Raw genomic sequence first — 22488 nt, 5'->3', positions numbered from 1 at the left:
AGGGCCGTTTAAAATTTAAACGCTTTGAGTTTTCACACTCTCCGCTTAAAATAAGTCTATGAAATTAATATTAATCGAGCCAGATGAGAACCTGCGTTCACTTTTTGAGCTCAATATTAATCAGAAACTTTCTTACGAGGTTATCACTCGGGATGATGCTAAGGATGCTTTGGCATTCATGCAAATTCTTCCAGATATCCGAATGATCGTTACCAAGGACAAAATTGGAAACGAAGAGACGGCAAAGAAGCTTGCTGAATACTTAGCCAATTCTGGTCGATCAAGTGTCCAAGTCTTTGTCATTGGGCCAGACTTCAATGCCGAGGAGTACGACTTCTGCCATCAGTTAAGTGAAAATACAACTCCCGAAGAATTACTTGAAGCCCTCGTTAAAAAGAAGAAAATTAAAGGACAAAGCCTTTCTATAAAAGGCTACTACCCTGTCCCTATTCGCAGCTTAAAGTACCTAGGTTTCTATCCTTGTGATATTTTCCTAACGATCAGAAAAGAAGGTAAGTCTGAATTTCTCAAGTGCTTCAATTCAAAAGAAGCTGTTACCAAGGACGATATTGAAAAGTATTGTCTCAAAGGGATAGAGAAAGTCTTTATTAAAGAAGAAGACTTTGGTGACTATGTTAAGCAGGCCAATTTAATTTTTAGCAATGTTATCGTTAGCCCCGATCTCAGCAAAAAGTCTAAGGATGAGTTGAGAAAGGCCGTTCTTAGGCAGATAAAGAATATTGGTGTTAACGAACACTCACTCACCCTTGCCTCCACTCTGATTAATGATATTCATAAAGAAACGTTAAAGAATAAGGCCCTTGGAACTGTTGCTGAAATTTTTAATTCTTCAATGGGCTATCCTTTCCAAAGAAGTTATATGTGCTCAGTTCTCTCTAAACTGATATCAGATCAATTCACCTGGAAAGACCAAACTCATATCCAATCACTAAGTATTGCTTCTGTCTTTGCAGACTCCGAGCTTTCCTGTTTTGAAGAACAGAATGTTTATAATGAAGAGTCTTTGGCCCTCGCTAAAATATCTAGCGAAAGAAAGAAAGTTGTTAAGAATCATGCTGCAATTGCTGCAAAGAAAATTTCAGAGCTCAAGAATACTTCACCCCTTGTAGAACAGCTCATACGCTACCAGCATGGAAATCAACAAGGCGAAGGCTTTCACTTCAATCTTGCCGACAAGTTTTCGATTCTTCATGCTATTTTCATTGTCAGTGATAACCTCTCTAGACTCATTTTAGGTAGCCCGCGAAAGAAAATTCTCTTGGCCAAATACCTCAATGAAATCTATAACTTATACCCTCATCCCCATGTAGAAAAGGTCATTGCTTCGGTAAAAGATGTCTTTGCCAACCCTTGACATCCCTCTAAGACCTCCCATCTTTAAGAGGTCATAAAAATAAAGAGGTATTATGTTTCCTATATTAGTTATGTTATTTACGATTATTCCAGCTTTGGAGATCTACCTTCTCTTCTCTATTGGAGGACAGATTGGTGGTCTTAACACTCTATTCGTTGTTATTGCGACTGGAATAATTGGTGCTTCCCTGGCAAAGACACAAGGTCTGGCCATTCTCCACAAGATTCAAACAGATCTCAATCGTGGTGCTATTCCTACAGACCAATTCACACATGGACTTCTCGTTTTTGGAGGAGGACTTCTCTTACTTACACCAGGTTTTCTCACCGATATCCTAGGGATTTCAATGGTTTTTCCTGGAACACGTCATATAATGGCCAGCTATCTTAAGCACCTCTTTGCCAAGGGGATTGCCAACGGGAATGTTCATTTCTCAAGCTCATTTGGTGGTTTTAGCTCTAGTCACAGAGAATATGAAAACCCATTTGAATCACAAAGAAATGGACCTCGTCAGGTAGACACGGACACTTTTGAAGCCGAATTTGAAAAGAAAGAGTAAATAAATCCAGTATTTCTTCCGATAAGAAGAATATGACTGACAATTCAAAAGGAAGGGACCAAGAGGTTCACTTTAAGATACTTAATGCCGTAACCAAGCTAGAGATTTCCAAGGGACATCTTAAGTGGAAGATTTCTGACGTGGCCAAAGAGGCCGATGTGACAAGAAGCCTCGTCTACTACTATCTTGGTAAAGATAAGGAAGTTATCCTTAAAGAGGCCATTAAGTATATGCTGGAAAGTGTCTTCAACCTCTTTGAGGATGAGCCAGTCCGAGTCAAGTATCGAATCAAGATAGCCTTAGAACAAATAAAGCAAATGCCCTATCTCATGGTTCTCTTTGTCCTTAACAGAAGGGCCGACAATGAAATTGGAGAAATTATTCGCCATGCAGAAATGGAGCTTTTCCAACTTCTAAAAAAGATCTATCCCCAAATGAGTGATGACCAAGTGTTACAGCTCTATATCATGGAATTAGGTGCCGCGGTGTATGGTGATCTTCCAGAGTCATTTATCGACAATATCTTCCCTGATTAGGTTAAGAATCATATTTTCTCTTAGACGGAATTAGTCTATGATGGGGAAAATTTTTAGGTGATAAATATGATTAAGTTAAAAGATATTCAAGACGCACGAGAGCGTATAAAAGATCAAATTATACAGACTCCAACAACCTACTCTTCAACATTTAGCCAACTGCTTAACTGTGAGTTATTTCTCAAACTAGAGAACTTGCAACTAACAGGAGCCTATAAGGTGAGAGGTGCGTTGAACCGCTTACAAAAGCTCTCTGATGAAGAGAAGAAAAAAGGTGTTATTGCTTCCTCTGCGGGAAACCATGCTCAGGGTGTTGCCTTGGCCGCCAAGAAATGTGGAATTCAAGCGACAATTGTCATGCCAGAAACAACTCCCCTTTCTAAGATTCAAGGGACTAAGAAATTTGGCGCCAATGTCGTTTTACATGGAGACTTTTACGATGATGCCTATCAAAAGGCCTTAGAAATTCAAAAAGCTCAAGGACAAACTTTTATTCACCCCTTTAACGATGATGATATCATTGCTGGTCAAGGAACAATTGGGCTTGAGATCTTAGAGAGCTTATCAAATATTGATATCGTTGTTTGCCCTATCGGAGGTGGAGGTTTAATTTCAGGGATTGCGACGGCCATCAAAAGCCTTAATCCTAATATTAAAATTGTCGGTGTTGAAGCGGAACAAATGGCCGCGATGAAGGCCAGTGTCGATGAAAAGAAATTAGCAGTTGTAGAAAAGAAGAAGACCATTGCTGATGGAATTGCTGTAACAACAGTTAAAGAGAATACCTTCAATATCGTTAAGAAATATGTTGATGAGATTGTCACAGTGACAGAACTTGAAATGGCCCACGCAATCATGATGCTACTTGAAACAGAGAAGGTCTTAGTTGAAGGAGCCGGAGCTGCTTCATTTGCAGCACTCACTTCAGGAAAGATCTCTGATATCGAAGGTAAGAAAGTTGTCTCTATTGTCTCAGGTGGAAATATAGACTTGAATTTCTTATCAAAGGTTTTAGAAAGAGGTCTCTCTGAGCACGGAAGACTTTGTAACCTCAAAGTTATTGTTCCAGATAAGCCAGGAATCATCTCTGATCTCTCACGAATTATCGCTGAACATGGTGCTAATATTGTCGATATCTACCACAATCGTACCTTCTCAAATACTCATCTTGGAGAAACCGCTGTGCATTTTACCCTAGAAACAAAGGGTCATGAGCATATTGAAGAGATTATCAAGGCCATTCAATCGCAAGGACTAGAGGTCCAGAGATAGCCTATAAAGTAAGCAGTGTCTAAGCTTTAGACACTGCCTAAACCAACGATCCTATTATTTCATAGACTTAAAATTGGCATGCCCCCTGCAATATAGAAATTGGGTAAATTGGGGGTAGCATATGAAAGGTAAATTTTTAATTTTATCAGTTTTTCTACAAGCATCTATTTTTGCATTAAATCTATCAAATCTTAATGAAATACGTATTGAACACGTTAAGGAACTTCTTGGTAAGAACTACGGAAGAAGTGTGGCAAGCGTTGACGTTAATCACAAGGACATCAAAGGACTTGTTTCTGAGACAGTCTCAAAGACTCTTCCAAAGAAGTATAAGTACAAAGCATCAATGATTACTAATGCCATTATCGCTGAAGCGATCAAGTATGAGTTAGACCCAGTCTTTCTCTCTGCAGTAATTATGAATGAATCCTCTTTCAATCCTAGTGCAAAGGGTACATCTGGAGAAATTGGACTAATGCAGATCCTTCCTTCAACGGGAAAGTGGATGGCCAAGAAAATTAAGATGAAATGGAGAGGAAAAAGAACTCTTCAAAACCCAGTACAGAATAATCAAGCTGGGAGCTGCTTATATTAACCTTCTTAGAAATAAGTATAAGCATGGTCAGCTCTATTTAGCGGCCTATAATATGGGTCCAGGAAATCTAAGACGAGCATTAAGTAAGAAAATTAGACCAAAGGACTATACGGTTGCAGTTATGAAGAGGTATTTCGATATCTATAAGAAGATATAATCGTCAGTGACTTTTCAAGACCCATCCTCTTCGATAAGATGGGTCTATGACTATTCTAAACAAACTCCTGAAGGGAGAATCTTTCCTCGAAATCACAAGAAATAATCCAGACTTTCTAGCACCAGAGAAACTAGAGAATGAGTAAGTATCTTATTCTCCTTCACAATACAGGTTTTCTAGAAATTGTTCCGAAAGAAAGTGCGGACACTGCCATTATAATTTCAACGGCAATTCATGGAAATGAGACGGCACCAATCGAAATCTGCGATGAAGTTATTAGCGAAGTCTTAACTCAAAAGCTTGAATTAAAATATCCAACTCTCTTTATTCTTGGAAACCCAAGGGCCATGAATATTGCGAAGAGATTTGTCGACTACAATCTCAACCGACTCTTTGTTGGAACTCATAAGAGAATTGAGCCATGTTATGAAACAAAGAGAGCAAGTGAAATAGAGTCCGTCGTAGAAGATTTCTACCAAAGACATGATCTTTCTAAAAAGTGGCACTATGATCTTCACACGGCCATTAAGCCCTCTCAAATTGAAAAATTTGCAATCTCACCCTATTCACCAACAAATATCGAGTCCAATGAACAACTCAATATGATGGAGTCTCTTGGAGCTGAGGCAATTCTCTTTTCAAAGAGTGAATCGACGACATTTTCGTATCATACAAAATCACTCTATGGTGCACACTCTTTCACAGTAGAACTTGGAAAGGTTCATCCTATTTGGAACGAAAACCCAAGTGAGTAGTTTTGCAAAAACAAGAATGAATCTAAGGAAAATACTTAGTAAGGAAATCACTGTAAGCTCTGAACTCAATAAAGATTTAAAACTCTTTAATGTTCATCATTCTGCCATCAAAAAGAGTGATGACTTTGATTTCTACTTTCCTGATGATACGAAGAACTTTACTCTCTTTAAAAAAGGCGAAAAGATATATCACGACCTTGGTAAGGACTATATTGCAGATATAGATATGCGTGTTATCTTTCCAATAAAGATGTCATTATAGGTCAAAGAGCGGCCCTCTTAATTATTGAGTCATAAGGAAGAAATATGAGAGTCTTAAATATTATTCGTAAAGATGGGCCGAGGAACTTTCTAAGTGATCTCTATTACCATCTGATGAATATGTCATGGGGACCTTTTCTCTTTCTCTTCTTAATTCTATTTATCTTATTAAATATATGCTTCGCTCTTCTCTACACAGCTTTTCCTAGTTCAACCACTGGAGATGGGAGCTTCCTCTCAAACCTCTTCTTTAGTGTGCACACACTATCTACTGTAGGCTATGGAAATATTTCTCCCAATGGACTCATTGGAAATCTCATCTCGACGATCGAGATTTTTACAGGAATGCTCTCTCTTGCAATTATGACGGGACTTATCTTTTCAAAGTTCTCAATTCCAAAATCACAAATTCTCTTTAGTAAGAACTTACTATTAACTAAGTACAATGGTGTTGATCATCTCATGCTTAGGGTGGCCAATGTCAGATCAAATCGCATTATGAATGCAAAAGCTGGTATGACACTTCTAAGAAATGAAGTTAGCCCTGAGGGAATTAGTCTAAGAAAGATGCACAACCTCAAACTCGTCAGGACAGAGACTCCTATCTTCTCTCTCAGTCTCACAATCATGCATCCCATTGACTCTTCAAGCCCACTCTATGGAATCTCTTCCGAAGAAATCCTAGGCCACCAATTTGGCTTAACAGCTTCGCTTAGTGGTCTAGATGAAACTATTGGCCAATCAATCAGCGCTTCAAATTTCTATACTGTGGAAGATCTTGTGATTAACAGACAATTCAAAGATATCTTAGAAACAACAAAACATGGTGATACAGTGATCCACCTGGATCGCTTTCATGAATTCAAATAGTTACACTAGACAATGTTCTCATCCTGAAACATTATGTCCATATTTATAGTCTTTTTTTTGAACATTATTTATTCTATTATGAGTTAAATCATTAATTTTGGAGGAGATATGAAACCCAATATACTAATTGTCACTGCAAGTGATGGAAAGAACCTAGAGCTGGCCAATAAACTACACGAGCTCTCTACAGACTATAATGCGGAATTCTCAGTCGTAAAACTTAGCGACTACGAACTACCTGTTTACTCAACGGCAGAAGAAGGAAGAGGAACTCCCGAGGCGGCCAAGGCCCTGACAGATAAGTTTCTCAGCGCAAACGGATTTATCTTTTTATCACCTGAATATAATGGGTCAGTAACACCAAGTTTTATCAATGCCATTTCATGGATTTCACGCTCTGGAAATGAAGACTGGAGAGAGGCCTTTAATAATAAGCCGGCCGCAATTGGAACACACTCAGGTGGTGGAGGAAATCATGTCCTCATGGCCATGCAATCTCAGCTTAGTTTCATAGGATGTCATATTCTTGGAAGAAAGCTCCTCACAAGCTACTCCAAAGAGCTAAATCTTGATAGTGCAAAGGCCGTTCTTGAAACTCTAACTCAACTCGCAACTAAATAATAAAGGCTCCTCAAAGGAGCCTTTTCTATGACACATTAGTTTGCCCAAAGTTCTTACGTCCCTCAGAGATATCCCATATCGGAATCAAACAATTAAGTTCAGCTCCATGACCACTAACTTCATGAGCATCAAACTCTCCCCCCATTTGCTCGATAAGCTTCTTATGGACAGCGAGATCGATTGTCTCAAGCTCATGCTTTTCAACCAATGAAGTCGTAGACTTTTCTTTATTTATTGTTTCTAGAGTTGTTCTCATTTCAGACATACTTATGACTAAGAACTTCCCATGAGCAGAGCTAAGAGTATCAACGATGAGACGTATCTCTCCCCCTTGTGCAATTGAGAGAATCGTTTTGAGATTATATGAAAGAACCTGTGCAAGTCTTTCCTTATTTGTCAGAATCATTTGGGGCACAGAGGGATCAATTGACGTAAAGAGCTCCATGCCAGCATCTCTAATATTCTTCTCATGCTCTTTTGCAAAGTTTAATAAGTAATCCTGAACAGGAAGTTCATCATATTCTTCAACACTCCCCTCAATATCATTCTTAGCAACTTGATCAATACTTCCAATGAGGCTTTCGAGGTGTTGCCCCTCACTCTCAGCAATTTCCAAGAGATCCTTATTGCGCTTTGAGAGATTGCTTTCATGAACCTTATGGACGGCAGAATTAATAATGGCCAACTCTTTTTTAACTTCTTTATTAACATCTAACATTAGCTGCGATTTCTTTGTACTCTCTGCTTCGACCTTGGACTTTTCCTCTAATAGAGCATCTTCTCTTTCATAAATTTTTTCGGCCATGGCCTTTAAAGACATAATTAGCTGCCCTATTTCATCGTCTTCAGGGTAATCAAATCTAATATTTCGATCTCCTCTCGCAACTCTCTTAGCGATTCTCACACCATCTTTAAGAGGGCTAAGAACATTGTAATAGAGATAAATAAATGTCAGACAGAGAATAGAAAAGAAGGCCACATTAGAAAAGAGAATTAATGACCATGCCTTTTGCTGATCATTTGAAACGGCCGCTTGTGCATTTCCCGCGACAGTATCAAACTCATCAAAGTATGAGAGCATGATTTTTTCTAGTGAAAGCCTCGCACTTTCAAAGTCCTGGAGACTTGAAACTATTGAGTCAGTAGTGATTGTTTTATTAGTTAATTTATCAACACCACTAAGATATTTTTGATAGAAATAATAGAATTCTTCTTTATAAAGCTTAACTGCCAAAAGCGCGACTTGGGCACCTTCGAGTTTAGGAATCACGGCCCTTTCCATCTGTTCATATTGAACTCTTGCACGTTCAATTTCGTCTTGAAGATAGGCATCTTTTACGCGAATTCGATTCTCTAGCTCAATCTTAGTTAAATCACTATTTTGATAGTTTTTTATATCAGTAATAAGGGCTTCAAGAACTTGCATTGTCCGAGTTTGAATATCGGAGACGACAAATATATGCTTCGTGATATTAAGCTCTTGCTCAGCAAGCGCCTCCAAACGTCTCGTATATTCACTAAAGTGTGATTTAGACAGTATTGTTGTGGCCGTAAAGAATAGTATTCCCGCCAAGAAAGTTAAGAGAAACTTCATCTTAACGGAAGAAAGAAATGACATATATCCCCCTTAATAGCGCGATCTCACACCCACTATTTTAAGCAATGCCGCTATCAGAATTAGGAAAATATATTCATTATTTAAGACTACAAACGAAGTCTAATTAAAGAAAAAATATCTTTGACAATATTTCATCAAATTAATCAGACTATCTCAATATAAGCTTAAAGAGCCTCACAATTTATGAATACCTTCACAAATACGTCTGCCTACCTCATGGACTAAAGGACCTCTAAATCTGGCAATTTTTTAGTGGAGAGAATTTCCCATCCCCTCCCTCGCTAATTTTAGTTAGAATTTAGTATGACAAATTTAAATTATAAGAACTCTCAACTCCATCTTTTTGATGCTAATATTCCTCAATTAACGAAGAAGCTTAAAACCCCCTTCTACCTCTATTGTCAAAATACTCTTGAAGATAATTACCTTAACTTCTACAACAGTGCACTAGAGTATAATATTGAAAGGCCTCTTGTTTGCTTTGCCCTTAAGGCGAACCCAAATCACAAAGTCGTCAAGACTCTAGCAAAGCTAGGTGCTGGGGCCGATATTGTTTCAGGAGGAGAGCTAAAGAGGGCCCTAGAGTGTGGAATAGATCCTCAAAAAATAGTTTTCTCTGGCGTAGGAAAAACCAGAGAGGAAATTACCTATGCATTAAAATGTCATAAAGAAGGAATCTACTCTTTTAATGTGGAATCACTTGAAGAGCTAGAGCTTATTAATTCTCTTGCTAAGAAGCTGAAGAAGACCGCAAGAGTTGCCTTTCGCCTCAACCCTCAAGTTCAAGTTAAAACCCATAAGCATATTTCAACAGGCTTTAAAACACATAAGTTTGGTCTACTAAAAGAAGATATCGTAAAGGCCATTAAAAGTAAGAAGTATTGGAGTTCGACAAAATTAGTTGGCCTAAGTATTCATATCGGAAGCCAATTAACTTGTTTAAAGGCCACAGTTAAGGCCATCACAGAATTAACAAATCTAGCGCTGGAAAAGAAACTCCAACTAGAATTCTTTGACTTAGGCGGCGGACTTGGAGTTGATTATGAGAAAAGCGGAGATAAACCTAGTGCCAGCGACTATATGGAACTTGTCTCAAAGACTCTAGATAAGAATTATCATTCAAGAACCCAAAATAGACCACGTATTGTCTTTGAACCAGGAAGATCAATAAGTGCGACGGCTGGTCATTTTATTACGAGAGTCATTCGCACAAAGGAATCAGGCGAGTGCTTCTTTGCAATTGTTGATGGTGGAATGAATGATTTTGTAAGAACATCACTCTATGGGGCCTATCATGAAATCATCCCTCTTTCTCTGAATAGGAGAAAGAAAGTCAGAACAGATATTGTTGGTCCTATCTGCGAAACCGCAGACTGTTTTGGTAGTGGCAGGCTTTTACCAAAGCTCCAAACAGATGATCTGATCAGCGTTTCAGACGTAGGGGCCTATGGATACTCAATGTCTTCAAATTATAATATGAGAGAGAAACCTTCAGAATTCTTTCTTACGAATACCGGAAAAATACAAAAAGCCTAGTTAATCCAACATTTCCTTACAGGCCGTCATATTAGTTAAATGACAGAATGTGAGGAAATGCCATAACTTTCTATTAGACTTCTCACCTCTTAAGCTGAAATAATTTATGTCACAAGTATAGCAAAGGACACAATATGAAATTATGGAAGATGGTTATTTTAGCAGGAATGTTCACGGCAAATTCTTTTGGTATGAACAAAGTTATCTACGGAGAGGACAATCGCCTAGATATCTTCGAAGTAACAAATAGCATGCACCTAAGACTTGCTAAGGCAACGGCAGGAAAGGTTGCTAATTACAATCTTGATGAGCAAGTTAATGGAACATATAAGATGACTGGAAGCAGACTTAACGTTTGTGATGGAGATAAGTTTGACAACCAAATCACAAGCGCGACTTGTTCTGGTTTCTTAGTTGAAAGTAACGGAAAAGAATATCTTGTAACTGCTGGACACTGTATTAATAGCGATAGAGAGTGTTCAAGCCACAAGTGGGTATTTGACTATGCTCTCAACGATGCCTCTCAAAAAGACATCTATGTTGGAAAAGATAGCGTTTACTCTTGTAAGAGACTTGTTGAAAGAAAGCTTGAATCTTCAACTGGTGCAGACTACGCAGTACTAGAACTAGATAGAAAAGTGACAGGAAGAGAGCCATTAAGAGTGAGAAAAACAGGAGCTATTGAAAATGGTGACGAAATCCTAGTTATTGGACACCCGACAGGTCTTCCATCTAAAGTTGCTGGTGACGCCTTTGTAAGAGATAGCTCAAAATCAGCCTACTTTGAAACAAATCTAGATACTTTTGCTGGAAACTCTGGTTCAGCAGTATTTAACGCGAGAACAGGAGATGTTGAAGGTATCCTAGTTAGAGGTCACACAGACTACAAGTCATCAAGAGACTCAAATGGAAACTACTGTAGAACACCAGTTGTTTGTGAAATGGACTCTTGTCGTGGAGAAGATGTTACTAAAATCACTATCATTAAAGAATTTCAAAAATAATACCATTGCCCCCTACTCAGGGGGCTTTTTTTTATCCAATATTGCCAACACTCCCTCCTCAGACTACAATAAATTATATGAAGACCATTTTCCTCATCCTATTTTCTTTGCAATTTAGTGCGCAAGCTAGTGCAGGAAACTCTATCTCAGCAGTGACTGGTGAAGACTTTCCTCCATTCACGACAAGTGCTAAAGAAGGAGGAGGTAAGGCCGTCAAACTCATTCGTGATACTTTTCAAACCTTAGAAATGAATCTTAAATTGGACTGGCTTCCATGGAAGCGAGCTGAAAAGAAGACGGCCAACGGGGAATATGACTTTATTTTTCCCTATGTCAGAAATGCTCAAAGAGAGAAGCTATTCCATTACTCTAGGCCTCTCTATGAGATAAAGAACTTTCTCTATGTGCCAAAGAAGAAATCCCATATGCAAATCGACAAGTTCCTCGTTGAGCACAAGAAAATCTGTATCCCAGTTGGCTATAATACTCAAGAACTTGAGCCTTATATTAGTAAGTATTCTCTAGATCTTGTACGTCCATCAAAGATTGAGCCATGCTTCGTTCTTCTTAATAAAGAAAGAGTCGATGGCATGCTAACAAATAATTACTTGGCCAGTTACTATATTCAAAAACTATCGATTAAGAATATTAGACACCTTGAAAAAGTCTTCTCAAGAAAGACCTTACATGCACTCTTTCCTAGAAAGAAAGAAAGTTCAAAAGCTCTCTTAATCAAATTCAATAGGGCCTTAAAAAAAGTGACTGACCTTGCCTATTAGTTTAATTCTTCTTCTCGAATCGCATAGTCAAAATCAACTTCAGGCTCTTCAACGCATTCCCATTTTTCATAAGACTGAATGCGATCTTTTGCAAAACTAAAATAAATTATCCCTAAGAGTATCCCTAAGATAAAACCGAGAAAGTGTGAGAGATGACTCACTTGAACTTCAAAGACTTCAGGTATAAGGAGAAAACTTCCGACAATGAAGACTTTCATAAGCCTACGACTCAAAGGAATATGAGTTTGAATCTTTACATAGAGAGCAAACCAAAAGCCCCACAGATAGTAGAGAACACCAGAGATACCGACAATTCCAATATCATAATCAAATGACAGGAGAACTAGAATATTAATCACGATTCCAACAAAGATCCCAAATGCAGGATAAGACTTGAAACCATAGAATGTGCTAACATAATACCCCATAATGATTGTCATGATCGAGTTAGACATCAAGTGTTTCATATCACCATGAATAAAAATAGAAGTAATGAGTCGCCAATATTCGTGATCAGTAAAGACTCGACTTGGTTTTGCAATATAGTCGATATAACCATTCCACTGAAGGGCACTAAAGACAAAGCACAGAGCAAGCATTCCAAAAGAAATAAGAAGACCTCCTGAAAAGCGAGGTCGTGATAAATAGTTTTCTATAAAGACTTTCTTCGCCATAAATAGAAGATGGGAAGAAAGCAAGTGATGTCAATGATTCAAGATTTAAAGAGCAGGACCTATATTCATTAATCTCTCTATTATTGATGGGTTAGCACGATAGATTTTAACAGGAATTCCCTCCTCGACAAGTTTGAAAACTTCATCCATTTCGTCGTCATTAAGTGCCATGCACCCATTAGTCCAATCAACCATAGGATAAATATATTTTTGCATTAACTCTTCTAACTCTGCTTCATCGGTAATCATCCAACCTAAATACTCAAGTGCAAATTTCTTGAGGGCGGGATTAATTCTCTTAGGAGTCCCATGAATCTGAATAGCATCACCTAACTCTTTCACACTATATCCATTCTCCTTACCCCATTGGATGTCTTCTTTATTAGGGTAATTAATGAGAAGAGATTTTTTAAAGTTACTCCAGTTTTCAGTTACCTTTCTTTTAACTTTGTAGATACCTTCAGGAGTTTTATTATCACCTCTAAGTCTCTTAGGTCCCATCTGGAAAAAAGGATTATTATGCTTAAAGCTCAGTCTAATTCTGTATTCCTTAACAATATTTCCCTCCTCCATAAGAAGCATTCTACGAGAGCTCTTATAAACGCGAATCTCGTCAACTTTTGCGAATGTCGAAAGGGATACTAGAAGTAGTGTAATAATTAGACTTAGTTTTCTCATAGCTCAAATATAGCAGATTTTAGCCTTCAAAGACCTCTAAATAGCCAATATTATAATAATTACACATTGCACCACAACTAGAATGAGATATTCGTGACTGGGCAGACGAATTTTTCAAGTTTCTTCTTATAATCATCCTCAAATTCTTCTGTGCTAATCTTAGACAGGGCCATAAACTCTGACTTCTTCATCTGTGCCACAACATCAAATGGGAGAAATTGCTCAAGAGCATTCATTCCACCATCGACATTCTCAACAAGATTTCTAAACCCTCTAATATAGCCAAAGGCCTGTTCTTGTCTCTTATAACCTTCAAAGAAAGCTCCAACAATCTCGGCCTTTTCTTCAATACTTAGAAGATCCGATTGCCCTAGCGTCGCTCCCCAGTTATCCATAAATGGACCAACAGGAATTAAGAACTGAGAAGATTTTCTCAAGCACTTTGGCTGTCTCATCGACATGTGACGATGATTTTCTTTTGAACTAAATTCTTTATTCACCTTTCCTGAATAGACCAAGATAGGATTGTAGCTTTCATTGAGCTGATGTCCCAATTTAAAGATTCTTTTAAAGAAGGCATCGTTCTCATCCATTTGCCATTGAATCATAACTCGATCTAAATCACCAAAGTTATGGGCCATCAAAGGAGCAGCTCTTAGAAAGTTAATATGATCACGATCTTCACGAAGCTGAATCATAATCTCTTCTTCTTTCTTAATCTCCGCTAGGATCACATCGGCCATATCCTGAGCAAGCTCTGTCTTCTTATACTTAACCAATGCACAGTAAGCTCCAATGGCCACACTTAGCCATGTTCCTTCATGGGTACTCATTACTGTATCTTTTTGAGAGTTATACGACTTACGGCTAGTGACCTGAGAATAGTCCCATGTCCACGAATCAATTGTGATCTGGGCCATCTTCTCTATATGCTTCATGATGTGCCCATGTTTCCAGAGTGTCTCACGAATTTGGTTATCAACATCAGTTGGAACAAAAGTCCCAGCAGTACTCCAGTGGGCACAAAGACAAATATGGAAATACTCTGCCAGATTGATATTATTCAACTGCTTGAGGTTCTTCTTATAAAAACGTAGCTTCTCTAGAAACTGACGTTTGTCCCCAGTTGTATCGAGCTCTCCCTTAAATAAGAAGGGAGCTGTATTTTCAACATGTTGAAGGAGAATATTTGGAGCAATTCCTACTCCCTGTAGTGCCATACCTGATTTCTTTTTCTTTGCCATGGCCCTATATAACATGGCCGTTGCGAAAAAAAGATCAATTTATTCAAGGTATGAATATTTCTCTGAATTATGTGCTATAGATGGGCCATGGAAATTAAAAACTCAATCAGACTCAATAAATATATTAGCCAAAGTGGTATGTGCTCACGAAGAGAAGCCGATAGCTTTATCGATGAAGGAAAGGTCCTCATCAATGGAAAACCGGCCGGAGTTGGTGCCACAGTCGAGCCAGGCGATATTGTTATTGTCGATGGTAAAAAGATTGAGCCACGAGATGAAGAAAAACTCGTCTTTATCGCTCTCAATAAACCACGTGGGATAGTCTCAACAACTGAGTCCTCAGAAAAAGATAATATTGTTGATTACGTAGGTCATAGTATTCGAATCTTTCCTATCGGGCGACTTGATAAGGACTCTCAAGGTCTTATCTTCCTAACTAATAATGGTGATCTGGTTAACAAAATTTTAAGGGCCGGGAATAATCACGAGAAAGAATATATCGTTACTGTCGATAAGCCTATTACTGATGAGTTTATCAAAGGAATGGGTGCCGGTGTCCCTATTCTAGGCACAATGACAAAGAAATGTCAGGTCAGTAAAGAGTCGACGAACTCATTTAGGATTACATTAGTTCAAGGGCTCAATAGACAGATTCGTCGTATGAGTGAGTACTTTGGATACGAAGTTCAAAAGCTTGACCGAGTGAGAATTATGAATGTCAGCTTAAAAGGTCTTGCTGTTGGAGACTGGAGAGATCTCACTGATACTGAATTGAAGGAGCTTTTAAAAATGATTGAGGGCTCTTCCTCAGAGGCCAAGCCTAATGCAAAAACTCAAGGGGCCAATCGCAGTAAACAGCCTCAAAAGAAAACAGTAAAGGCCGGAAAAAATAACCAAGCAGGAGCAAAGAAAAAGAAGAGCAAGTACGACAAGATCTTTGCCAACCTCGATAAGCAGTACGAAAAAGACAAAAGGGCCGCTGCCGGACGTGGTGGTAAGCGTGGTAAACGACGCTAATTCGGGATTTCAACAACTAGACGCACCGCCAAGTAGTAAAATTGCATAAAAGAGGATAGTATCACCCAAATTTTATAAGCAATTACGAGGTTAATGATGACTAGCGAAGAATTCAAAGCGGCCATCCTGGCAGGGATTCCCAATGAACTCCCACCTAAGAAAGAGTATGAACCACAAATCAATCATGCTCCAAAAAGAAAAGATATTTTGAACGAGCAAGAAAAGAAGCTCGCACTCAAAAATGCACTAAGATACTTTCCAAAGAAATTTCATGCAGAACTTCTTCCAGAGTTTAAGGAAGAACTTGAAACTTTTGGACGAATCTATATGTATAGATTCAGACCAGATTATAAGATCTATGCAAGATCAATTGAAGACTACCCTCACAAGTCAAAACAAGCTGCGGCCATTATGCTCATGCTTTCCAATAACCTAGACTATGCTGTTGCTCAACATCCTCATGAGCTAATCACTTATGGTGGAAATGGTGCCGTTTTCCAAAACTGGGCCCAGTACCTTCTGACAATGCAATATCTAGCGACAATGACAGATGAGCAAACACTTCACCTCTACTCAGGACACCCGGCCGGACTCTTTCCCTCACACGCCGATGCTCCAAGAGTTGTCGTCACAAATGGAATGATGATTCCAAACTATTCGAAACCAGATGACTGGGAAAAATTTAATGCTTTAGGGGTCACACAATATGGTCAAATGACGGCTGGCTCATTCATGTATATTGGACCTCAAGGAATTGTTCATGGAACAACAATTACTGTTCTAAATGCCGGTAGAAAAATTTCCAATGGCAAAACAGACCTTGCCGGAAAACTCTTTGTCACAGCAGGACTGGGTGGAATGTCTGGTGCTCAACCTAAAGCTGCAGTTATTGCAGGATGTATTGGTCTGGTTGCCGAAATCAATCCTAAGGCCGTTAAAACAAGACACGAGCAAGGTTGGGTTGATGAAGTATACGAAGATCTTGATGCCTTAATTCCAAGAATTCGTCAGGCAAAAGAAAATAAGGAAATAGTCTCTATCGCCTACCAAGGAAATATTGTGAATCTTTGGGAGAGACTTGTTGAAGAAAATATCATGGTTGAACTTGGTTCAGACCAAACATCACTTCACAACCCTTGGGCCGGTGGTTATTACCCAGCTGATCTCTCGCTAGAAGAATCAAATGAGATGATGGCAAATAATCCCGATAAGTTTAGAGAGGAAGTTCAAAAAACTCTAAGACGACATGTTAAGGCCATAAACACACTGGCCGATAAAGGAATGTACTTCTTTGACTATGGAAATGCCTTCTTACTTGAATCTTCAAGAGCAGGTGCTGATATCATGAAGAATGATGAGGAATTCAAATATCCATCATATGTTCAAGATATTATGGGACCAATGTGCTTTGACTACGGTTTTGGCCCTTTTAGATGGGTTTGCACGAGCTCCGATCCAGCAGACCTTGAACTAACAGATAAAATTGCAACAGAAGTTTTAGAAAAACTGATGGCCGAGTCACCTGTAGAAATTCAACAACAGATGGCCGACAATATCCAATGGATTAAAGGTGCTCAGGAAAATAAACTTGTCGTAGGTTCACAAGCTAGAATTCTCTATGCAGATAGCGATGGTAGAACACAGATCGCCCTTGCTTTTAATAAAGCACTTAAAGATGGAAAGCTTAAAGCTCCAGTTGTTCTTGGTCGTGATCATCACGATGTCTCAGGAACAGATTCTCCTTACAGAGAAACTTCAAATATTTATGATGGATCTCAATTTACAGCAGATATGGCCGTTCAAAACTTCGTTGGGGATTCTTTTAGAGGAGCGACTTGGATATCTCTTCATAACGGCGGAGGTGTCGGATGGGGAGAAGTTATCAATGGTGGCTTTGGAATGGTTCTTGACGGTTCTGAAGACTGTGATAGACGTATTAAATCTATGCTCTTTTGGGATGTTAATAACGGAATTAACAGAAGAAGCTGGGCAAGAAATGAAGGTGCAATCTTCGCAATTAAACGCGCAATGGAGAGCGAGCCACTACTTCAAGTAACGCTACCAAATATTGTCGATGAGACATTACTATAGAAAAGTGGGGAGCAATGCTCCCCTTTTTTATCGCTTATAAATAATATCTAAATTCAACTTATCACCTTCATTTATAATCTTACCAATTCTTGTAATACGGCGCTTTCCATCTTCGCACTTTTCTTGAAATACAACATAATCAAGTGCACTAGAAATTGAATAACGAATATCCTCAAGAGAGCCAGTAAAGTCAGAGCTCAAGGCCTTAAGTTCTAACATTCTTAGAGAATCAAAAATATTCTCAGCACCTATTAGCATCATTCCGCTATGTCCCTCATGCAAAAGCTGAAGAAATGGCATCGTCTCTGGCCCCTGAACATCATCTAAGACGAGATAGTCTGCTCTAAGATATCTTGCGGACTCGACAAGACCAACCAGCTCATCCACGTGTGAATTTTCAGTTTGAAGTCTTGCAACCCTCTTTCTTGTAATAAGAAGATTTGCCATCTTTTCAATTGTCACTACTCTATAGTCCGGATCAATTGTATCAACAAGTAAGTTAAGAAGTGTCGTTTTTCCAGAACCAACAGCACCAGCAACAAGTAAACTTTTATTATCACCTATGATTTTCTTTATAAGCTTCTCACCTTCCTCATCAACAGCATCAAACTTCCTATAGTCACTCCAAGATAGTTGATTCTGTGGAATTTTTAAAAGATTGAGAATCGGTCCCTTAATAGATAAAGGGGGCAAGACACACATTACCCTAGTCGATTCATTGATAACGAAGTTGATAGAATGTTGTCCCTTTTTCAGTTCTCTTCCCGAAAGTTCTATCAGACGATAAATAAGGTCTGAAATTTCCTCAGAAGACTTAAAAAGCTGCTTCTCACAATTTATAACCTTTCCAGCTTCTTCGTAATAGACGTCATCCACAGAATCTATAATGATCTCGTGAATATTAGGATTTGAATATAACTCCCAAATCGGTCCAAATGCTTTTTCTAGATTTTTCATAATAACTCCTGTGTGGTGTTATCTGTATTATCGTTATTTTAAGATTTTTTCATACTAGGGAGCCCCCTAGGAAGGAAGCTAACCTACTGAATCCATTGAAGTCTAATAGCATTATTTACTGCTTCTGTTCTATTTGAGGCCTCTGTTTTCTTAAGAATAGAGCTTAGGTGATACTCAATCGTCTTAGCAGAGATCCTTAAAGCACTAGCGATTTCATTATTAGTGAAGCCATTTGCCACGTAACTTAGTATCTCGCTTTCTCTTTTAGTTAAAGGAGATTCTACTTTTTCTTGGGTTGTGCTGATTAAGCTATTGAGTGATTCAATCTTTGCGTGAAATGTCGCTAGAATATTTTTTGCGACAATATTTTTGGAAGGAACAACTAATTCGTAATCTCGACAAAGAGATTTCAAATCTTCAACTTCTTCCTGAATAGTTTTGATAAGATCATTATTCACTATGAAATTATAATATTAACTATTCAGGAAGATAAAGTATTAAAATAAATCTTTTAATTGATCGACATAGATTGGGCGCTTCATACCGACGAGGATATAATCAAAACCATACTCTTGATACTTCTCAAGAATTGTCACTTGTAATGGTCTAGAGTCATCTTGAATTAGTCCAGTTTTAATTGCCTGCTGCCTGAAATCCTCAGCCGTTTGATTCATTCTTTGACGAGAAAAGTTCAAGGCGCAATCATAGAGTTCATAGAATGGTTCACTCTCCTTCGCACTCAAATCCCCTCCCCAAATACGAGCAACCAACGGGAAGAAGTGGCCCATAAAAACTTGTTGAACTGCATCTTCACTAGGTAGAGTATTCCAAAGCCCCACAAATTGTTTAATAATGGGAACTTCTCGAATATCTTCGTCAGGGTCTTCTGCTCTAACTTTTTGATCAATAAGATCCAAACAATGATTAAGGAGTTGTTCTCCTCTTTCCTTTGAATCAAATTCCATGAATTCTCCGTAAGAAGCTAGTCTTACAAGCTGGTCGCCTTGATCACCTTTTGCAAAGGCATTAAGAGGTCGATTAATCATTGTCTTTAGCCCCATTCCCCTTGCCTTATCAAGAAGAGAGAATGGCCCATAGTGCTTTTCAAGAGCATCAATTTCAATGAGATTAAATGGGAACTGAACCCACTTAAAATGATGGTTCTCCCCTTGCTTTGTAGCACATTCATAAATACGGTCAATATCTGTGACTTTAGGATCTTGTGCCGAAAGAATGAAGTTATTTGAGCTAATCCCATATTCTCGAATCTTACCTTCAACAACAAGTTCTTCTAAGCAAGCGAAGGCCTTATCGATACGAGCATAATACTCTTCTTGAGTCGCTCCTTCTTCATAGAAATAATACTCGGGATTATGAAGAAGATAAGCATCAAGAGTTTCAAGACCTAAACGCTCAAGCGATAACTCGATCTGATTTCTAATAAACTCGGGGTGAATAGAATGCCAAAGACTATCATTAACTTTAACTAGATCATCTTTAGCCAGTCCCTTTTCATTGAGTTCTTGAACGACACTTAAATTCGTTCCTTGAATATAACCAACTTTAGAAATGATGAGAGGTTTATGGGCAGCCTTTTTTAAGACTTCACCAATGAGTTTTTCACTTGCTCCATCAGTATAATTAGCAGATGTATCAATGAGAGTAATGCCGTATTCAATCGCCTTCTCTAGCGCCTGACGATGCTCATCTGATTCAATACTTATTCTATACCCACCAAAACCTAATGCCACTACGACTCCTCTTCTAAAGAAAATGTTCTCATATCAATACCAGATTCTTTAAGATATTTAAAGAATCGAGATGAATCATCACCTTCATTATGAACAGTGAGAAACTTTCCCTGTCCAAATTGCTTATTATTTAAAATATATTTATCTATCGTCCCCTTGGGAATAAAGCTCAGCTTTGGCAACTCTAACCGAGCGTTGGAATCACGTGATAATTTATAACCACTATTGTACTTAATCAGTTCGTTGTCGAGATCATTAAGTAGCTCTTTAGCCCTTGGAAAATCCTCATCTGTCTCAAAACACCAGTGATAACCTCTTCTTCCATCGTCTTTAAAATAAGGACAAATAAAGAACATCTCTTTTTTAAAGTCATACTTACTTAGGACACTATCTAGAAATTCGTGAATCATCGGTAAACTCAATCTCTCTGTCCCGGCCATATTGAGTTCTTCTTTCTCTCTACCGAGAATTTTTATAAGGGGTGGCTTCAATGATGTAAACTCAACAATATCCCCAATGCGATAACACATGAGTCCACCATAGGTTGTCATGAGTAGTCGATATTGCTTTCCAATTTCAACTTCATGAACTCCCAATCTTTTGGAATCAAGCTCTGAGCCCACTTCTTGAAACTGAAAGAAGCAGCTTTCTAAATCAAGATAGAGTTCTCCCGGAGTCTTTGAATACTGATAGGCCACCGGTGACTCTGTTGCAGAATAGACTTCCATAATTGGTGTATCCTCACCAATAAATTTACGCAATCTCTTCTCATGAGGTCCTACCGCTGCTCCAGAAAAAATATACATGACAAAGTTAGGCCAAATATCGCGAATATGTTTAACATCTTGCCCCTGCTCCTTAGCATAATTAAAGAGGGACTCATAAATAGGTAGCGCAAAAGCAGGAACAGAGGAAAAAGATCTAATATCTAAAGGATAGGATTCTTTTACCATCTCACTGACTTTCTCATTTATGGTAGGGAGTTTTATAATTTCTAAACTCGGTTTTACAATCTTCTTTGAAAATTTCGGGGCTAGCATTGTCATAATTCCTGCGGCATATCCAATGATTAGGCCCTTATCACTTTTTTTCAGTGATTGGATTTGCAGGACTCACAAGAATATTCTGATCAAGAATATCGTAGCGGTCATTGATATAACTAAAATGGAAAATGATATTGGTAGAAAACCTTCTAAAGTTTTTAATGAGTTTATCTGTATAAGGAATATACTTACTTTTCTTCGTTGATCCAGATGTTTTGGCCAGGTACTTCAACTTCCCTCGTTGAATCGTATTGGCAAAGTTATTTGCTCTTAAATGATCAAGGAGCTCTTGATAATCCAAATCGGTTGTGATTGGGACAATCTTATTAAAATCATCAATAGTTTTTACTTTGGAGAGATCAAATTGTTTCGCAAGCTCTGTTCCATCAAAATAATCAAGAATTTCAAAAAGAATCTTACTTTGTACCTCTTCAATATTTTCCGATAACTGTTTGATCTTTTTCTTGGTGCCTATGCGCAAGCCAACGTACCAAGAAATTTGGTGGTCTCATATTCTCTCCTTACATATCTTATCTTATCGGTTTAGGAAGTTGATTTCTTAGTTTTGCCCGAGCGTTTTAGTCCTCTAAAACATACTGGGATAACTCCTCTCTTGAAGCTATAATGAGGACTCAGGGGAGTTTAATATGCAAGAGTTTTATTTTCTAATGTGTCGACTGTGACCACCAAATAGAAAATCAAAGAGGTACACTCTTAACGGATTGTCCAAAGTGTCATAGTCATCATCTCAATGTCTTCTACCCAACACTTTCGAAGAAAGATTTCCTCAATGCCTTTAACTCAGATGAAGTTGGTCTAAGACGATATAAGAAGATGCTACCGATTCATGATGAAAATAATATTATCTCTTTTGGTGAAGGGAATATGCCACTTGATCGCTGGGAGTTTCTTGAAGATTTTGCCAAAGAATCAAAAGGAATATCATGCCAAGTCCTGGCCCATCGCCAAGATATGAACCCAAAAACAGGAAGCTTTAAAGACTTGGCAGGATGCTTAGTTTCTTCTGCTCTAAAAGAGGCCGAAGTTAAGAATTATGTGGTCGCCTCTACTGGAAATATTGGAGCTGCCTTTGCT

General features: G+C 38.4%; 25 protein-coding genes. 16 read left to right on the top strand and 9 right to left on the bottom strand.

Annotated elements, in window-relative coordinates:
- The first annotated feature begins 58 nt into the window (after positions 1-58).
- The 10 genes from M901_RS08260 (at position 59) to M901_RS08225 (ending at position 7001) form a co-directional block, all read left to right on the top strand.
- Entirely contained in the window at positions 59-1375 is a 1317-nt protein-coding gene (locus M901_RS08260; protein WP_021277741.1) for a hypothetical protein, read from the top strand.
- Positions 1376-1427: 52 nt separating this feature from the next.
- On the top strand, positions 1428-1934 hold the full coding sequence (locus M901_RS08255) for an FxsA family protein (protein WP_021277733.1): 507 nt from the start codon (positions 1428-1430) through the stop codon (positions 1932-1934).
- A gap of 32 nt (positions 1935-1966) precedes the next feature.
- Positions 1967-2470, top strand: coding sequence for a TetR/AcrR family transcriptional regulator (locus M901_RS08250; RefSeq protein WP_021277730.1), 504 nt, complete (start codon positions 1967-1969; stop codon positions 2468-2470).
- A gap of 66 nt (positions 2471-2536) precedes the next feature.
- Positions 2537-3742, top strand: a complete 1206-nt coding sequence (gene ilvA, locus M901_RS08245) for a threonine ammonia-lyase (RefSeq protein WP_021277746.1) — start codon at positions 2537-2539, stop codon at positions 3740-3742.
- A 121-nt stretch (positions 3743-3863) separates the two neighbouring features.
- A complete protein-coding gene (locus M901_RS16450) occupies positions 3864-4337 on the top strand; it encodes a transglycosylase SLT domain-containing protein (protein WP_021277738.1) in 474 nt (157 codons plus the stop codon).
- Complete coding sequence (locus M901_RS18390) at positions 4309-4494, top strand: transglycosylase SLT domain-containing protein (RefSeq protein ID WP_157679923.1); 186 nt, start codon at positions 4309-4311, stop codon at positions 4492-4494. The genes M901_RS16450 and M901_RS18390 overlap by 29 nt, the downstream gene beginning before the upstream one ends.
- 137 nt (positions 4495-4631) lie before the next feature.
- Positions 4632-5249 carry a succinylglutamate desuccinylase gene (locus M901_RS16445; RefSeq protein WP_021277734.1) on the top strand — a complete coding sequence of 206 codons (618 nt, stop codon included), beginning with the start codon at positions 4632-4634 and terminating at the stop codon, positions 5247-5249.
- A 16-nt stretch (positions 5250-5265) separates the two neighbouring features.
- Positions 5266-5511, top strand: coding sequence for a hypothetical protein (locus M901_RS16440; RefSeq protein ID WP_021277715.1), 246 nt, complete (start codon positions 5266-5268; stop codon positions 5509-5511).
- 44 nt (positions 5512-5555) lie between these two features.
- Positions 5556-6380, top strand: coding sequence for an ion channel (locus tag M901_RS08230; protein WP_021277725.1), 825 nt, complete (start codon positions 5556-5558; stop codon positions 6378-6380).
- 108 nt (positions 6381-6488) lie between these two features.
- Complete coding sequence (locus M901_RS08225) at positions 6489-7001, top strand: NADPH-dependent FMN reductase (RefSeq protein ID WP_021277735.1); 513 nt, start codon at positions 6489-6491, stop codon at positions 6999-7001.
- 25 nt (positions 7002-7026) lie between these two features.
- Here M901_RS08225 and M901_RS08220 read toward each other — a convergent pair whose 3' ends face one another.
- Complete coding sequence (locus M901_RS08220) at positions 7027-8619, bottom strand: HAMP domain-containing protein (RefSeq protein ID WP_021277742.1); 1593 nt, start codon at positions 8617-8619, stop codon at positions 7027-7029.
- 303 nt (positions 8620-8922) lie between these two features.
- On the opposite strand from M901_RS08220, the gene lysA reads away from it, so the two are divergent.
- The 3 genes from lysA (at position 8923) to M901_RS08205 (ending at position 11938) form a co-directional block, all read left to right on the top strand.
- The gene (lysA, locus tag M901_RS08215; RefSeq protein WP_021277724.1) at positions 8923-10155 is read left to right on the top strand and encodes a diaminopimelate decarboxylase; all 1233 of its coding nucleotides are present in this window, start codon (positions 8923-8925) and stop codon (positions 10153-10155) included.
- Positions 10156-10289: 134 nt separating this feature from the next.
- Positions 10290-11159 (top strand): serine protease, encoded by an 870-nt coding sequence (locus tag M901_RS08210; protein WP_021277745.1) that lies wholly within the window; start codon positions 10290-10292, stop codon positions 11157-11159.
- Positions 11160-11236: 77 nt separating this feature from the next.
- Positions 11237-11938: an ABC transporter substrate-binding protein gene (locus tag M901_RS08205; RefSeq protein WP_021277732.1), complete on the top strand. Its 702-nt coding sequence runs from the start codon at positions 11237-11239 to the stop codon at positions 11936-11938.
- Here M901_RS08205 and M901_RS08200 read toward each other — a convergent pair.
- The 3 genes from M901_RS08200 to M901_RS08190 all read right to left on the bottom strand — a co-directional run bounded on the left by M901_RS08200 (position 11935) and on the right by M901_RS08190 (position 14534).
- Complete coding sequence (locus M901_RS08200) at positions 11935-12612, bottom strand: rhomboid family intramembrane serine protease (RefSeq protein WP_021277739.1); 678 nt, start codon at positions 12610-12612, stop codon at positions 11935-11937. The two genes, M901_RS08205 and M901_RS08200, sit on opposite strands and share 4 nt — an antisense overlap.
- 45 nt (positions 12613-12657) lie before the next feature.
- Entirely contained in the window at positions 12658-13290 is a 633-nt protein-coding gene (locus tag M901_RS08195) for a murein L,D-transpeptidase family protein (RefSeq protein WP_021277717.1), read from the bottom strand.
- A 77-nt stretch (positions 13291-13367) separates the two neighbouring features.
- Positions 13368-14534, bottom strand: a complete 1167-nt coding sequence (locus tag M901_RS08190; RefSeq protein WP_034721359.1) for a hypothetical protein — start codon at positions 14532-14534, stop codon at positions 13368-13370.
- 87 nt (positions 14535-14621) lie between these two features.
- Between M901_RS08190 and rluF the strand changes: the two genes are divergently transcribed.
- Complete coding sequence (gene rluF / locus M901_RS08185; RefSeq protein ID WP_021277731.1) at positions 14622-15551, top strand: 23S rRNA pseudouridine(2604) synthase RluF; 930 nt, start codon at positions 14622-14624, stop codon at positions 15549-15551.
- Between the two features lie 96 nt (positions 15552-15647).
- A complete protein-coding gene (locus tag M901_RS08180) occupies positions 15648-17642 on the top strand; it encodes a urocanate hydratase (RefSeq protein WP_021277719.1) in 1995 nt (664 codons plus the stop codon).
- A 27-nt stretch (positions 17643-17669) separates the two neighbouring features.
- Here M901_RS08180 and M901_RS08175 read toward each other — a convergent pair whose 3' ends face one another.
- The 5 genes from M901_RS08175 to M901_RS08160 form a co-directional block, all read right to left on the bottom strand.
- On the bottom strand, positions 17670-18599 hold the full coding sequence (locus tag M901_RS08175; RefSeq protein ID WP_021277726.1) for an ATPase, T2SS/T4P/T4SS family: 930 nt from the start codon (positions 18597-18599) through the stop codon (positions 17670-17672).
- Positions 18600-18682: 83 nt separating this feature from the next.
- Positions 18683-19057, bottom strand: a complete 375-nt coding sequence (locus M901_RS08170) for a response regulator transcription factor (protein WP_021277722.1) — start codon at positions 19055-19057, stop codon at positions 18683-18685.
- A gap of 39 nt (positions 19058-19096) precedes the next feature.
- Complete coding sequence (locus M901_RS16435; RefSeq protein WP_021277714.1) at positions 19097-20350, bottom strand: aldo/keto reductase; 1254 nt, start codon at positions 20348-20350, stop codon at positions 19097-19099.
- Complete coding sequence (locus M901_RS16430) at positions 20350-21390, bottom strand: GH3 auxin-responsive promoter family protein (RefSeq protein ID WP_021277728.1); 1041 nt, start codon at positions 21388-21390, stop codon at positions 20350-20352. Before M901_RS16430 ends, M901_RS16435 begins: the two co-directional genes overlap by 1 nt.
- A gap of 40 nt (positions 21391-21430) precedes the next feature.
- Positions 21431-21874 carry a GH3 auxin-responsive promoter family protein gene (locus tag M901_RS08160; protein WP_021277737.1) on the bottom strand — a complete coding sequence of 148 codons (444 nt, stop codon included), beginning with the start codon at positions 21872-21874 and terminating at the stop codon, positions 21431-21433.
- Between the two features lie 353 nt (positions 21875-22227).
- Here M901_RS08160 and M901_RS08155 point away from each other — a divergent pair.
- A partial coding sequence (locus M901_RS08155) for a pyridoxal-phosphate dependent enzyme (protein ID WP_021277744.1) occupies positions 22228-22488 on the top strand: 261 nt, incomplete at its 3' end.

Origin of the sequence: Bacteriovorax sp. DB6_IX, assembly GCF_000447775.1 — a bacterium.
Classification (GTDB): Bacteria; Bdellovibrionota; Bacteriovoracia; order Bacteriovoracales; family Bacteriovoracaceae; genus Halobacteriovorax_A.
Note: the sequence above shows the minus strand (reverse complement) of the source record. Positions and strands in the feature narration are given on the sequence as shown.

What these genes read in the sequence shown, in the direction of transcription:
- M901_RS08250 (WP_021277730.1), top strand. Translation starts at nt 1,967, where the DNA reads ATGACTGACAATTCAAAAGGAAGGGACCAAGAGGTTCACTTTAAGATA.
- M901_RS16430 (WP_021277728.1), bottom strand. Translation starts at nt 21,390, where the DNA reads ATGCTAGCCCCGAAATTTTCAAAGAAGATTGTAAAACCGAGTTTAGAA.
- M901_RS08260 (WP_021277741.1), top strand. Translation starts at nt 59, where the DNA reads ATGAAATTAATATTAATCGAGCCAGATGAGAACCTGCGTTCACTTTTT.
- M901_RS08200 (WP_021277739.1), bottom strand. Translation starts at nt 12,612, where the DNA reads ATGGCGAAGAAAGTCTTTATAGAAAACTATTTATCACGACCTCGCTTT.
- rluF (WP_021277731.1), top strand. Translation starts at nt 14,622, where the DNA reads ATGGAAATTAAAAACTCAATCAGACTCAATAAATATATTAGCCAAAGT.
- M901_RS08195 (WP_021277717.1), bottom strand. Translation starts at nt 13,290, where the DNA reads ATGAGAAAACTAAGTCTAATTATTACACTACTTCTAGTATCCCTTTCG.
- ilvA (WP_021277746.1), top strand. Translation starts at nt 2,537, where the DNA reads ATGATTAAGTTAAAAGATATTCAAGACGCACGAGAGCGTATAAAAGAT.
- M901_RS08225 (WP_021277735.1), top strand. Translation starts at nt 6,489, where the DNA reads ATGAAACCCAATATACTAATTGTCACTGCAAGTGATGGAAAGAACCTA.
- M901_RS08230 (WP_021277725.1), top strand. Translation starts at nt 5,556, where the DNA reads ATGAGAGTCTTAAATATTATTCGTAAAGATGGGCCGAGGAACTTTCTA.
- M901_RS08205 (WP_021277732.1), top strand. Translation starts at nt 11,237, where the DNA reads ATGAAGACCATTTTCCTCATCCTATTTTCTTTGCAATTTAGTGCGCAA.
- M901_RS08255 (WP_021277733.1), top strand. Translation starts at nt 1,428, where the DNA reads ATGTTTCCTATATTAGTTATGTTATTTACGATTATTCCAGCTTTGGAG.
- M901_RS16450 (WP_021277738.1), top strand. Translation starts at nt 3,864, where the DNA reads ATGAAAGGTAAATTTTTAATTTTATCAGTTTTTCTACAAGCATCTATT.
- M901_RS16440 (WP_021277715.1), top strand. Translation starts at nt 5,266, where the DNA reads ATGAATCTAAGGAAAATACTTAGTAAGGAAATCACTGTAAGCTCTGAA.
- lysA (WP_021277724.1), top strand. Translation starts at nt 8,923, where the DNA reads ATGACAAATTTAAATTATAAGAACTCTCAACTCCATCTTTTTGATGCT.
- M901_RS08210 (WP_021277745.1), top strand. Translation starts at nt 10,290, where the DNA reads ATGAAATTATGGAAGATGGTTATTTTAGCAGGAATGTTCACGGCAAAT.
- M901_RS08220 (WP_021277742.1), bottom strand. Translation starts at nt 8,619, where the DNA reads ATGTCATTTCTTTCTTCCGTTAAGATGAAGTTTCTCTTAACTTTCTTG.
- M901_RS16445 (WP_021277734.1), top strand. Translation starts at nt 4,632, where the DNA reads ATGAGTAAGTATCTTATTCTCCTTCACAATACAGGTTTTCTAGAAATT.
- M901_RS08180 (WP_021277719.1), top strand. Translation starts at nt 15,648, where the DNA reads ATGACTAGCGAAGAATTCAAAGCGGCCATCCTGGCAGGGATTCCCAAT.
- M901_RS08175 (WP_021277726.1), bottom strand. Translation starts at nt 18,599, where the DNA reads ATGAAAAATCTAGAAAAAGCATTTGGACCGATTTGGGAGTTATATTCA.
- M901_RS08190 (WP_034721359.1), bottom strand. Translation starts at nt 14,534, where the DNA reads ATGGCAAAGAAAAAGAAATCAGGTATGGCACTACAGGGAGTAGGAATT.